Origin of the sequence: Caulobacter segnis (assembly GCF_031454995.1) — a bacterium.
Classification (GTDB): Bacteria; Pseudomonadota; Alphaproteobacteria; order Caulobacterales; family Caulobacteraceae; genus Caulobacter; species Caulobacter segnis_E.
The window spans coordinates 169,474-181,370 of sequence record NZ_JAVDRV010000005.1; the positions used below are offsets into that span (position 1 = coordinate 169,474).

Annotated in this window: 13 protein-coding genes; 7 read left to right on the forward strand and 6 right to left on the reverse strand. The window is 68.4% G+C overall.

Features of this window, described 5'->3' with window-relative positions:
* Positions 1 to 22 precede the first annotated feature (22 nt).
* From J2728_RS16670 to J2728_RS16690, 5 genes are all read right to left on the reverse strand, one after another.
* Positions 23 to 1,300, reverse strand: coding sequence for a metal-dependent hydrolase family protein (locus tag J2728_RS16670; protein WP_310000956.1), 1,278 nt, complete (start codon positions 1,298 to 1,300; stop codon positions 23 to 25).
* A 45-nt stretch (positions 1,301 to 1,345) separates the two neighbouring features.
* Positions 1,346 to 1,783: an acetyltransferase gene (locus J2728_RS16675; protein WP_310000957.1), complete on the reverse strand. Its 438-nt coding sequence runs from the start codon at positions 1,781 to 1,783 to the stop codon at positions 1,346 to 1,348.
* 99 nt (positions 1,784 to 1,882) lie between these two features.
* Entirely contained in the window at positions 1,883 to 3,379 is a 1,497-nt protein-coding gene (locus tag J2728_RS16680) for a phosphomannomutase/phosphoglucomutase (RefSeq protein ID WP_310000958.1), read from the reverse strand.
* Between the two features lie 99 nt (positions 3,380 to 3,478).
* The gene (locus J2728_RS16685) at positions 3,479 to 4,435 is read right to left on the reverse strand and encodes a KpsF/GutQ family sugar-phosphate isomerase (protein WP_310000961.1); all 957 of its coding nucleotides are present in this window, start codon (positions 4,433 to 4,435) and stop codon (positions 3,479 to 3,481) included.
* Positions 4,432 to 4,707: a hypothetical protein gene (locus tag J2728_RS16690; RefSeq protein WP_310001211.1), complete on the reverse strand. Its 276-nt coding sequence runs from the start codon at positions 4,705 to 4,707 to the stop codon at positions 4,432 to 4,434. Before J2728_RS16690 ends, J2728_RS16685 begins: the two co-directional genes overlap by 4 nt.
* 150 nt (positions 4,708 to 4,857) lie before the next feature.
* Here J2728_RS16690 and gpmA point away from each other — a divergent pair, with 150 nt between their 5' ends.
* The 3 genes from gpmA to J2728_RS16705 all read left to right on the forward strand — a co-directional run bounded on the left by gpmA (position 4,858) and on the right by J2728_RS16705 (position 8,296).
* Positions 4,858 to 5,571 carry a 2,3-diphosphoglycerate-dependent phosphoglycerate mutase gene (gene gpmA / locus J2728_RS16695; RefSeq protein ID WP_310000965.1) on the forward strand — a complete coding sequence of 238 codons (714 nt, stop codon included), beginning with the start codon at positions 4,858 to 4,860 and terminating at the stop codon, positions 5,569 to 5,571.
* A gap of 82 nt (positions 5,572 to 5,653) precedes the next feature.
* Positions 5,654 to 6,913: a pentapeptide repeat-containing protein gene (locus tag J2728_RS16700; RefSeq protein ID WP_310000966.1), complete on the forward strand. Its 1,260-nt coding sequence runs from the start codon at positions 5,654 to 5,656 to the stop codon at positions 6,911 to 6,913.
* Between the two features lie 105 nt (positions 6,914 to 7,018).
* Positions 7,019 to 8,296, forward strand: a complete 1,278-nt coding sequence (locus J2728_RS16705; protein WP_310000967.1) for a pentapeptide repeat-containing protein — start codon at positions 7,019 to 7,021, stop codon at positions 8,294 to 8,296.
* 65 nt (positions 8,297 to 8,361) lie between these two features.
* On the opposite strand, the gene J2728_RS16710 is transcribed toward J2728_RS16705, so the two are convergent.
* The gene (locus tag J2728_RS16710) at positions 8,362 to 8,817 is read right to left on the reverse strand and encodes an Hsp20 family protein (protein WP_310000968.1); all 456 of its coding nucleotides are present in this window, start codon (positions 8,815 to 8,817) and stop codon (positions 8,362 to 8,364) included.
* 234 nt (positions 8,818 to 9,051) lie between these two features.
* On the opposite strand from J2728_RS16710, the gene J2728_RS16715 reads away from it, so the two are divergent.
* The 4 genes from J2728_RS16715 to J2728_RS16730 all read left to right on the forward strand — a co-directional run bounded on the left by J2728_RS16715 (position 9,052) and on the right by J2728_RS16730 (position 11,897).
* A complete protein-coding gene (locus J2728_RS16715) occupies positions 9,052 to 9,894 on the forward strand; it encodes a class I SAM-dependent methyltransferase (protein WP_310000969.1) in 843 nt (280 codons plus the stop codon).
* A 58-nt stretch (positions 9,895 to 9,952) separates the two neighbouring features.
* Positions 9,953 to 10,840 carry a class I SAM-dependent methyltransferase gene (locus J2728_RS16720; RefSeq protein WP_310000972.1) on the forward strand — a complete coding sequence of 296 codons (888 nt, stop codon included), beginning with the start codon at positions 9,953 to 9,955 and terminating at the stop codon, positions 10,838 to 10,840.
* Positions 10,837 to 11,499: a hypothetical protein gene (locus tag J2728_RS16725; RefSeq protein WP_310000974.1), complete on the forward strand. Its 663-nt coding sequence runs from the start codon at positions 10,837 to 10,839 to the stop codon at positions 11,497 to 11,499. Before J2728_RS16720 ends, J2728_RS16725 begins: the two co-directional genes overlap by 4 nt.
* Before the next feature lie 89 nt (positions 11,500 to 11,588).
* A complete protein-coding gene (locus J2728_RS16730; RefSeq protein WP_013080000.1) occupies positions 11,589 to 11,897 on the forward strand; it encodes an SCP2 sterol-binding domain-containing protein in 309 nt (102 codons plus the stop codon).

Genomic DNA, 11,897 nt, shown 5'->3' on the forward strand with positions numbered 1-11,897 from the left:
AGCGCGATTAGACGCGGTCTCATCAGGGACGGCGGACGATCTGGCCGCCCTTGACGACCAGCACCACGGACCGCGTCGCCTCGATCGCTTGCGTCGGGTCCCCCGTCACGGCGACGATGTCGGCCAGGTATCCGGGCTTCAACTGGCCCAATGTCTCGCCGCGCCCCAGGGCCTTGGCGTCGACAGCGGTCGCGGCCAGCAGGGCCTGCACCGGGGTCATGCCGGCCTTGACCATCAGGGCGAGCTCGCGGGCGTTGTCGCCGTGGCGGAAGACGCCGACGTCGCTGCCCATGCCGATGGTGACGCCGCTCTTCAGGGCCAGCTTGAAGGCGCGGTCGGCGTTGCGCATGGCGGCCGTTGGAGGCGTCCGGCCGGCGACATAGCCGCCGAAATAGGTCGAGGTGCTCTCGACCGCGGCCAGGGTCGGGAAGAAGACGACGCCCTTCTCGGCCATCAGCTTGAAGGTCGCTTCCGAGCCGCCGTAGCCGTGCTCGATCGTGTCGACGCCGGCCAGCACCGCGCGGCGCATGCCCTCGTCGCTGGAGGCGTGCGCCGAGACCGGGCGGCCGCTGGAATGGGCCGTGTCGACCAGAGCCTTCAGCTCCTCAAGGCTGAAGGTCGGCTGCGTCGCGCCGTCGGGACCGACGCGATAGTCGGCGTATACCTTGATCCAGTCCGCCCCGGCGCCGGCCTGCTCGCGGACGGCCTTGACCACTTCGGCAACGCCGCTGGCCTCCTGGGCGCCCTGCGGGATCTCGGCCTCGGGATTGAAGTTGCGTCGGGCCGGGCCATAGGCGCCGGTGGCCACGATCGCCTTGGTGGCGACGAACAGGCGCGGGCCGGGGATCAGCCCCTCGTTGATCGCCTTCTTCAGCGGCGCGTCGGCGGCGCCGACGCCCTCGGTGCCAAGATCGCGCAGCGTCGTGAAGCCCGCCTCCAGCGTCGCCCTGGCCTGCACGCCAGCGCGCAGGGTCCGAGTGGTCGGGCTCTCCTTCAGCACCTGATCGTCCCAGGACGTCTCGTTGTACGGGTGCAGGAAGAGGTGGCTGTGCAGGTCCATCAGCCCCGGGATCACCGTGGCGCCCGGCAGGTCGATGACCTCGGCGCCCGTCGCGTCGATCGACGCCAGGGGACCCACGGCGGCGATCTTGTCGTCCTTGACCAGCACCGCCCAGCCCGCGTGGGGCGGCCCGGCGTCCTCGGCGGTCCAGACTCGAGCGGGCTTGAGCAGGATCGACGGGGCCGCGATGGCGAGGCCCGGCGTCAGGATCAGGGCGAGGGCGGTGAGCAGGCGGCGCATGGGCGACTCGTTTCGCGGGTGAGCGAGCAGCTAAACCCGAACCGCTCAGGCGCCAAAGCGCAGATGGATCAGAGGATAGGCGCGGCCTTGGCCGTCGGTCGCCGACCAGCCTGTTCGCTCGAAGCCCATGTGTTCGTAGAAGCCGACCGCCTGGGCGTTCTGTTCGTTGACGTCGGTGGTCAGGATCGGATGCACCGCCAGGGCGTACTCGATCAAGATGGCGCCGATGCCGGCCCCGCGATGCTCGGGATCGATGAACAGCGCCTCCATGTGGCTGTCGTTGACCAGCATGAAGCCCAGCGGCCGATCACGATCGTCGACGGCCAGCATCAGCGGCGCGCTCGGTAGAAAGTCCTCGACCTCGCGCCCGATCGCCGCGCAGTCCTCGGACGAGAGGAAGTCGTGCGTCGCGTCCACGGCGGCGGCCCAGATCTCGACGACGCGTGGGCCGTCATCGGGGCGGGAAGGGCGGAGCTTGATCATGGCTTGGGTTAGACGATGGACGCTCGAAGAAGAAGACCAGACCTCAAAGTTCCCCGCCTTCCTGGGCGCAAGGCCCGGGAAGGCGGGGAAGAAACCCGGTCAGATTTCCTGATTGTACTTGCCGACCCGGTCGCCCAGGCGCGGCTTGACCTCCTGGCGGAAGAGGGCGCGCATGTCGTCCTCGGACTGGGTGCTCTCGACCACCACCACGACCTCGGGCTTGTTCGACGAGGCGCGGACCAGGACCCAGGAGCCGTCCTCCAGGTGGACGCGCACGCCGTTGACCGTGATCACCTCGGTGATCTTGCGGCCCAGGATCGAACCGCCGGCGGCGAACAGGTCCTCGTATTCCTTCACCACGTCGGCGACGACGCCGTACTTCACCTCGTCGCCGCAGTGCGGGCTCATGGTCAGCGAGGTGAAGGCCACCGGCAGGGCCTTCTTCAGGTCGCTGAGCTTCTTGCCCGGATTGCGGTCCAGCATGGCCAGGACGGCGGCGGCGGCGGTCAGGCCGCAGTCGTAGCCGTAGCCCAGCTCGCCGTTCATGAAGAAGTGGCCGCTCTTCTCGAAGCCAGCCAGGGCGCCAAGCTCGGCGCTCTTGCGCTTGATGTAGCTGTGGCCGGTCTTCCAGTAGATCACCTGGCAGCCATGCGCCTTCAGGATCTCGTCGGTGGCGTAGAGGCCGGTCGACTTGACGTCGACCACGAAGGTCGCGCCGGGATGCAGCGGGGCGAGATCCCGGGCCAGCATCAGGCCGATCTTGTCGGCGAAGATCTCCTCGCCCTCGTCATCCACGACGCCGCAGCGGTCGCCGTCGCCGTCGAAGCCGAACGCCAGGTCCGCCTTGTGCTCGTGGACGGCGTGAGCCATCGCGTGCAGCATCTCGGCGTCTTCGGGGTTGGGATTGTACTTGGGGAAGTTGAAGTCGAGGTCGGTGTCCATCGGCACGACCTCGGCCACGCCCATCTTCTCCAGGGCCTCGACCACGAAGGCGCCGGCCGTGCCGTTGCCGCAGGCGGCGATGACCTTCAGCGGGCGGCTGATGCTGGCGCGCTTGGCGACGTCGTCGATATAGCGCTGGGCCTCGCCCTGGACGCGGATCAGCTTGCCGCCGTCGCGCTCGACGAACTTGGCGTTCAGCACGATGTCCTTCAGGCGGCTCATCTCGTCCGGACCGAAGGTCAGGGGCTTCTGGGCGCCCATCTTCACGCCGGTCCAGCCGTTCTCGTTGTGGCTGGCCGTGACCATGGCCACGCACGGGATATCCAGATCGAACTGAGCGAAATAGGCCGTGGGCGACAGCGCCAGGCCGATGTCGTGCACCTCGCAGCCGGCGCTGATCAGACCGAGGATCAGGGCGTTCTTGATCGAGGTCGAGTAGGAGCGGAAGTCGTGGCCGACCACGATCTTCGACTGGCCCAGCTCGTGGATGTAGGTCCCCAGACCCAGACCCAGGGCCTGGACGCCCAGCAGGTTGATCTCTGGCCCGAACAGCCAGCGCGCGTCGTACTCGCGAAAGCCCGTCGCCTTGACCAGCGGCTCGTTTTCATAGGCGGCGGTATTGGGAACGAGATCGGCGCGCGGCGCGGAGAACATCAAGAAGCTCGCTTCAGTTATGACAAGATCGCTTTAGCCGCCCAGGTCCTGGGCGACTAGCGCGAGCACATGACAAGGTTCGGAAAATACGGATGTGACCTAGATCACGCCGGCGCGGAGCAGGTCGTGGACATGCAGCACGCCAACCGGGCGCTCGGCCTCGACCACGAACAGCACCGTGATCCGGCGGTCGTTCATCAGCTTCAGCGCCTCCGCCGCCAGGGCGCCGGGGGCGATGACCAGCGGGGCGCGGGTCATGACCTCACCGGCGGTATGCCGCAGTAGCCCGTCCATGTGGCGGCGCAGATCGCCGTCGGTGATCAGGCCGGCCAGGCGGCCGTCGCTTTCCACCACGCCCACGGCGCCGAAGCGTTTCTCGCTCATGACCAGCAGGGCGTCGGGCATGGGGGCGTCGGCGCCGATCAGCGGCAGCTCTTCACCGCCGTGCATCAGGTCGGCCACCGTGCGCAGCATGGCGCCCAGCTTGCCGCCCGGGTGGAAGACCCGGAAGTCGCTGGCCGTGAAGCCGCGACGTTCCAGCAGCGCCACGGCGATGGCGTCGCCCAGGGCGATCTGCAGGGTGGTCGAGGTGGTCGGGGCGTTGACCTCGGCCGTCGCCTCGGGCGCGTCGGGCAGGCGCAGCACCACGTCGCCGCCGCGACCCAGCTGGCTGCCCTCCACCGCCGTCATGGCGATCAGCGGAATGGAGAAGCGCTTGGCGTAGGCGATGACGTCGGACAGCTCGCGCGCCTCGCCCGATTTCGAAAGCGCCAGGATCACGTCGTCCGGACCGATCATGCCAAGGTCGCCGTGGCTGGCCTCGGCCGGATGCACGAACATCGCCTGCGCCCCGGTCGAGGCCAGGGTCGCGGCGATCTTGCGCGCCACGTGGCCCGACTTGCCCATGCCGGTGCAGACGATGCGGCCCTTGGCGTTGAACAGGGTCTCGACCGCTTGGACGAAGGCGTTGTCCAGCGATTGAGACAGCGTTCTCAGGGCGTCGGCCTCGACGTTCAGCACGCGCCGGCCGACGGCGATGGCGTCAAACGCGCTCATTGGGGAACCTGATCAGGCGGAACCTGGCTCTGCGAAGCGGGCGCGGGTTCTTCCAGGACGGGCGGAGCTTGGCCGGCGGCTTCGATGGCCTTGCGCGCGGCGGCGTCGCGGCGCGCGGCGGCCTCCTGCTCGCGCTTGATCTTGGCCTTCATCTCCGGCGTCTGCTGGACGGGCGTATGCCCGAAGGGGCCCCAGGAGCGGTCGCCCTGGCCCTGCGGCCAGACGAGGGAGAAGGCGATCAGCACGAGGGCGATCAAACCCATCAACGGCATGAAGATGCGATCAGGCATGACCCGCCTATAGCACGGGCGGCGGCGTGGGGGAGGGGGCGCGGACGCCATACGCGCTTGACGCTGGGCGGCGCTGGCCTTAGCCCGCCCCAGACACACGCCCGAACTCGCCTCCACCTTGAAGGAAGCCCGATGCCGACCCTCGTCCTGCTCCGCCACGGCCAGAGCCAGTGGAACCTGGAAAACCGCTTCACCGGCTGGGTCGACGTCGACCTGACGGCGGAGGGCGAGGCCCAGGCGCGCAAGGGCGGCGAGCTGATCGCCAAGGCCGGCCTCGATATCGACCAGGCCTTCACCTCGGTGCAGACCCGCGCCATCCGCACCTGCAACCTGGCGCTGGACGCGGCCAAGCAGAGCTTCGTGCCGGTGACCAAGGACTGGCGCCTGAACGAGCGCCACTACGGCGGCCTGACCGGGCTGAACAAGGCCGAGACGGCCGAGAAGCACGGCGTCGAGCAGGTCACCATCTGGCGCCGCTCGTACGACATTCCGCCGCCGGAGCTGGCCCCGGGCGGCGAGTACGATTTCGCCAAGGACCGCCGCTACAAGGGCGCGACCCTGCCGTCGACCGAGAGCCTGGCCACGACCCTGGTCCGCGTGCTGCCGTACTGGGAGAGCGACATCGCCCCGCACCTGAAGGCGGGCGAGACGGTTTTGGTCGCCGCCCACGGCAACTCGCTGCGCGCCATCGTCAAGCATCTGTTCCAGGTGCCGGACGACAAGATCGTCGGGGTCGAGATCCCGACGGGCAACCCGCTGGTCATCGAGTTGGACGGCCAGCTGAAGCCCACCGGCGCCCGCTATCTGGACGAGAGCCGAGCCGAGGCGCTTCCGCAGGTTGGCTGAGGCGAGGCGGAAGCTCTTGGAAAGACGACGTTAATCCTGTTCTGCGCAGGGTTGACGCGTCATTCAGGATCCCATGCCGCCCATGAGCGCCGACGCGCCCACAGCCCAAGAATACAAGCGCCTGACGCAGCATGATCTCGACATCATCTGCGCCAAGCACGACCGCCTGTGGTCGGCGAAGCTGGGCGGGGCGCGGGCGGTCTTCACGTTCTGTGATCTGTCCGGCCTGTCCTTGACGGGCCGGAACCTGTGCGACGCCGACTTCACCGGTGCGATGATGGTCGGCTGCGACCTGCGCAAGACCAAGCTCGACAACGCCAACCTCTATGGCGCCGACCTGCAGGGCGCCGACCTGACGGACGCCTCGCTGCGCCGGGCGGACCTGCGCGGCTCCAGCCTGCGCGGCGCCAATCTGACTGGCGCGGACATGTTCGAGGCCGACCTGCGCGAAGGGGCGATCGCCGCCGCCGACCGCAAGGAAGGCTACAAGGTCATCGAGCTGACCCAGCGCGAGGCCTACGCGATCGGGGCGAACCTCAGCGGCGCCAATCTGGAGCGCTCGCGCCTGTCGGGCATCGTCGCGACCAAGGCCGACTTCAGCGACGCGATCCTGAAGGACGCCAAGCTGATCCGGGCCAACCTCAAGCAGGCCAACTTCAACGGCGCCAACCTGGCGGGCGCGGATCTCTCGGGCGCGAACCTCGCCGGGGCGGACCTGCGCAACACCGTCCTGGTCGGCGCCAAGACCATGTCCTGGAACGTCAGCCAGACGAACATGGAAGGCGCCCTGACGGACAAGCCGGCGGGCACCAACGTCGCCGACATGCCTTACGAGCAGATGATCGCCGACCATGCCCGCTGGATCGAAACCGGAGGGGCCGAGGGCAAGCCTTCGGTCTTCGACAAGGCCGATCTGCGCAATCTGCGCTCGGTTCGGGGCTTCAACCTGACGGCTCTCTCGGCCAAGGGCGCGGTGTTCTACGGCCTCGACATGGAGGGCGTGCAGATGCAGGGCGCCCAGCTCGAGGGCGCGGACCTGCGGGCCTGCAACCTGCGTCGCGCCGACCTGCGGGGCGCGCGGCTGAAGGGCGCCAAGCTGACCGGCTCGGACCTGCGCGACGCCCAGATGGGGCCGCTACTGATCACCGCTGATCGGGTGCTGCCCTGCGACATGACCGGCGCGATCCTGGCCAACGCCGATTTCGCGCGGGCCGATCTGCGTCAGGCGCGAATGGCCGGCGCCGACCTCTCCCGCGCCAATTTCACGGGCGCCCAGATGCGCGATGTCGATGTGACCGGCGCGATCCGGCTGGGCGCGCGCGGCCTCGACGACGTCATCTAGCGATTGTCAAAAAAACGCGACAATTCGCCGCGAGCTTAACTGTTCGCTGTCTTCGTCCCGATAGGGTCCCGCCAATCCAACGAGACCACCATAGGGACCATCGTTATGAACGCCGCGCAAAGCGTGGCCGGGCGGCGTCGCCTGAGCCAAGCCGAGCTCGACATGATCGTAACGGCGCACGAGAAATTCGTTACCGGTAAGCCGGGCGGCCGCCGCGCCTCCCTCCGCTTCGTGCGGTTGTCGGGCCTTGATCTGTCGTTCCGGAACCTGACCGAGGCGGACCTTTCCGCGTCGATCCTGGACGGCTGCCGGATGGTGCGGACGAGGCTGGATCGCGCCAGCCTGTTCGGGTGCGATCTGCGCAAGTCCGACATGCGCCAGGCGTCCCTGGTCCACGCCGATCTGCGCGGCGCTTGCCTGCGCGGCGCCAATCTGGCTCAGGCCGATCTGACCCAGGCCGACTTCCGCGAGGGCCAGATCACCATCCCCCATCCGCGCAACGGTCTCGAGACCCTGCGCCAGGAGACGCGGCGGGGCGAGATCGACGAGGCAAACTTCTCGGGCGCGACTCTGGACGGTTCCGAATTCGCCGGCGTGTCGGCGTTCCGGGCCGACTTCAGCGACTGCTCCCTGCGCGGGGCCAATTTGTCGGGCGCGAACCTCAAGGAGGCCAATCTCGCCGGCGCCATCCTGGACGGCGCCGACGTCAGCGGCGCCAATTTCGAAGGCGTGAATTTCGCCGGCGCGGTGATGGCCGGCGTCGACACCTCGACCGCGAAGGTCGAACGGTCGGCCCTGGTCGGCGTGCTACGCGCTCCGACCCCGGAGGCCATCTCCAAGGCCGAGGCGTTGCACCAGGCCTGCCTGGCCAACCAGCTCTGGTGCAAGACCGACGGCAAGCAGGGCGCGGCCGCCCGGCTGGACGGCGAGGACCTGCGACCGCTCGGCGACCGGCTGCGCGGGCTGCGGCTGACGGCGATGAGCGCCCGGGGCGCCTGTATGGTCGGGCTGGACCTGTCGGGCGCTCACCTGCAAGGCGCGAACCTGCGGAACGCCGATCTGCGCGGCGCCAATCTGCAAGGCGCGGACCTGCGCGGCGCTAAGCTGACGGGCGCGAACCTGACCAAGGCCGATCTCCGCCAAGCTTGTCTGTCGCCGCTGCCCCTGGGACCTCAACGTCAGGCCCTGGTGAACTTGGAGGGGGCTCGCCTGCGCTACGCCTCGGTCCAGGCCGCGGACCTGGCGGGGGCGGTGCTGGACGGCGCGGACCTGCGCGGGGCCGACCTCACCGGCGCGCGAATGACCAAGGCGCGCTTGCGCGACGTGGACCTTAGCCAGGTGGAGGGGCTGGACCTTTCCACGCCCGATGGAACGCTGACGTGAAAAAGGCGGCGCGTCGCCGCGCCGCCGAAGTTTCAGAGGGAATGAGGGCCTAGGGGAAGGGCCGCTTAGGCGGCCTTCTCGCCTTCGATCAGCGGCGAGGCGCTGGACTTGATCTCCACGGTCCGGGGCTTGAGGGCCTCGGGCAGTTCACGCTTCAGCGAGACGGACAGCAGGCCGTTCGACAGCGCGGCGTCGACCACCACCAGGTAGTCGGTCAGCTGGAACTTGCGCTCGAAATTCCGTTCGGCGAGCCCGCGGTGCAGGTACTGCTTGGCGTCGTCGTTCGCCGCCTTGCGGCCGGTGACGGTGAGCAGGTTTTCCTTCACCTCGACGTTCAGCTCTTCCGGCTTGAAGCCCGCCACCGCGATCTCGATGCGGTAGTCGTTCTCGCCGGTGCGTTCGATATTGTAGGGGGGGTAGCCCGAGCTGGCTTCCGTGCGGGCCGCGGCGTCGAGCTGGGCGGCGAGGCGGTCGAAACCGACGAGCGAGCGGTACAGGGGCGAAAGGTCGATCGTACGCATGAGTCAGATCCTTCTCATCAAGCAAGGTCTTTGAATGTGCGTCCCTTCGGCGACCCGAAATCGGCGTCGCCAGCGGTCCGGAAGGCCCGGGTTCCCAGCGCCTTCGTGAAAATAGTTGGTGCGTCGAATTCCCGGTTCAAGAGGGCGCTCGTTTCATCGAACGCGAATCCTTTGACGCGCCGCCCGCCCCGGCTAAGGTCGCCGCGCAACCCCGGACCGAAGGACAATTCCCCCATGCCGCTTCGTCGTCACGTCCTGCTGCTGGCCGCCGCCGTCAGCCTCGCCGCCCCCGCCGCCTTCGCAGCCACCGACCCGGCGCTGAAGGCCGCCATCGCTTCGCCGACCCGCCCGGCCGCCGATGTCGCTCGCGACGGCGCGCGCCACCCCTATGAGAGCCTGACCTTCTGGGGACTGAAGCCCAAGCAGACGGTGATCGAGATCTCGCCGGGCGGCGGCTATTGGACCGAGATCCTGGCCCCCTACGCCAAGGCCACCGGCGGGACCTATGTCGCGGGCGTCGCCGACCTTTCCAATCCCAAGCTGTCGGAAGGCGCGCGCAAGGGTCGCGCCGACTTCGAGGCCCGCTTCTCCGACGCCGCCAAGTACGGCAAGCCGCTGTTCGTCAATTTCGGCGCGAGCTCGGGCCCCCTGGGCGCGCCGGGCTCGGCCGACCTCGTCCTGACCGCCCGCAACGTCCACAACTGGACCGGCGCGCCCGGCATGGCCGACAAGGCGTTCGCCGACTTCTTCGCGGTGCTGAAGCCGGGCGGGCTGCTGGCGGTCGAGGATCACCGCGCCGATCCGCGCTCGGAGAAGGACGCGGGCGCCGACGGCTATCTGAACACGGCGACCGTGATCGCCATCGCCGAGAAGGCCGGCTTCAAGCTGGACGCCCAGTCGGAGATCAACGCCAACCCCAAGGACACCAAGGACCACCCGTTCGGGGTCTGGACGCTGCCGCCCGTAAAGCGCACGGCGCCCGGTGGTCAGCCGGCGAACCCGAACTTCGACCGGTCGAAGTACGACGCCATCGGCGAAAGCGACCGCATGACCCTGCGCTTCCGCAAGCCGGCCTGACTTTGGCCAAGGTCGGCGGCCACGCTCTGGGCATCGTAGCGTACGCGTACATGGGGGCATGATGGGGTCTATCCAGCAGTGGTCGCGCAGGAGCGTCCTGGTCGGCGCGGGCGCGCTTGGCCTCGCGGCCTGTGGCAAGTCCGACGGCGACAAGGCCCCGCCCGCTGAAAAGGCGCGTCCGGAAAGCCTCCAGGCGGTGGTCGCCGGCGACTGGCGATTGCCGGCCGACCGCGACCGAGACCGCTGGCGACACCCCGTCGAGACCCTGAAGTTCTGGGGCCTCGCGCCCGGCCAGACCGTCGTCGAGTTCTGGCCGGGGGCGGGGTGGTACACCGACATCCTCGCCCCCTACCTGGCCGAGACCAAGGGCCACCTCTACGAGGCGTTGCTGGAGACCAACAATCCGGCCGACTCCGCCGCCGCCGAGATCGTCGAGGCCTATCGGCGGAAGGTCATCGGCGCGAAGAAGGTCTATGGCGAGGTGACCTTCACGGCCTTCGGCCCGACCAGCGGACCGGTGGCGCCGGCGGGAAGCGCCGACCTCGTGCTTTTCCTGCGCAACCTGCACAACTGGATGGCCGGCGGCATCGCCGAGAAGGCTTTCCGGGACGCGCTGGCGGCGCTGAAGCCGGGCGGCGTGTTGGGGATCGAGGAGCATCGGGGCGAGTCCGGTCGCGTGCAGGACGTCCTGGCCGCCGACGGCTACGTCCAGCAGGACTACGTGATCCAAATGGCCAAGGAGGCGGGCTTCGTCCTGGCCGCGACCAGCGAGATCAACGCCAATCCCAAGGACACCAAGGACCATCCGTTCGGCGTCTGGACCCTGCCGCCCACGCGGCTGTCGGCGCCGCGGGGCGAGCCGGCCGAACCGGGCTTCGACCATGCCAAGTATGACGCGATCGGGGAGAGCGACCGCATGACCCTCAAGTTCGTGAAGCCCAAATGAGGCGCATGGCGGGAGCGCTGGTGGTCGGCCTCGCGTCGGCGGTGATGGCGGTGGCTGGCCCGGCGGCGGCGGAGAAGGTCGTCCCGGCGACGAAGGTCATGCCCTACCTGGACAAATTCTTGAGGGTGCCGCCGGCGGAGCGGTCCCGCATGAAGCTCTCCTATGCCGTGCTGCGCGACGGAAAGCGCATGCCCAACCTCAAGGCCGTGCTGGTCGAGCCGGGCGGGGCCCGCACGCCGCTGCCTCTGAACGACGAGGGCGTCTTCGAGCGCCTGCCGACCCTGGCCCAACTGGAGAAGGGCGCGAGCATCGCGTTCGACGTGCCGGCCGACCAGAAACTTGGCTCGGCCATGGACATCGCGCCCCAGCTCAAGCCTTCCGGCGAATACGACGTTCAAGACCTCGCCGCGACGGTCGACGAAGCCAACGCGGTGATCGGAAAGAGCGCCGGGGTCATGGCCTTCATGGCGCCCAAGCTGAGCGGAATCGCCTTTCCCAAGGCCGAAGGCGGGATGGTGATGTTCGCCGACGGTCGCGCTCAGCCCCTGCCTCTGATCCGAAGCGGTCCCTATTTTCGTCCGGCCGACTTCAAGGGCGCCGTGCGGGTAAAGTTGACAAAAACGCCGACTAAGGTCGCCTTCTACAGCGGGAAGAAATAAGGGGCCGCGCCGTCTGAACGCTGTTTACTTGTTCGGGTCGGCCGGTCTAGCTATCCGCGACATCATTTCGCGCAAGGGAGATCGCGCTTATGGCCACCATCCAGGAAATCACCGATCGCATCAAAACCGCCGTCGGCGACGACAGCGGCCTGGGCAAGAGCCTGAAGTTCGACCTGAAGGACGCGGGCGTCATCCACATCGATGGCGGCTCGGTGACGAACGAGGACAAGCCGGCCGACCTGACCATGACGCTGGCGCTCGACGACCTGCTGGCGATCGGCGAAGGCAAGCTGGACCCGACCATGGCGGTCATGACCGGCAAGCTGAAGCTGTCGGACATGGGCGTGGCCATGGCCCTGCAGCCCAAGATGGGCGCCCTGTTCTCGAAGATGCGCTAA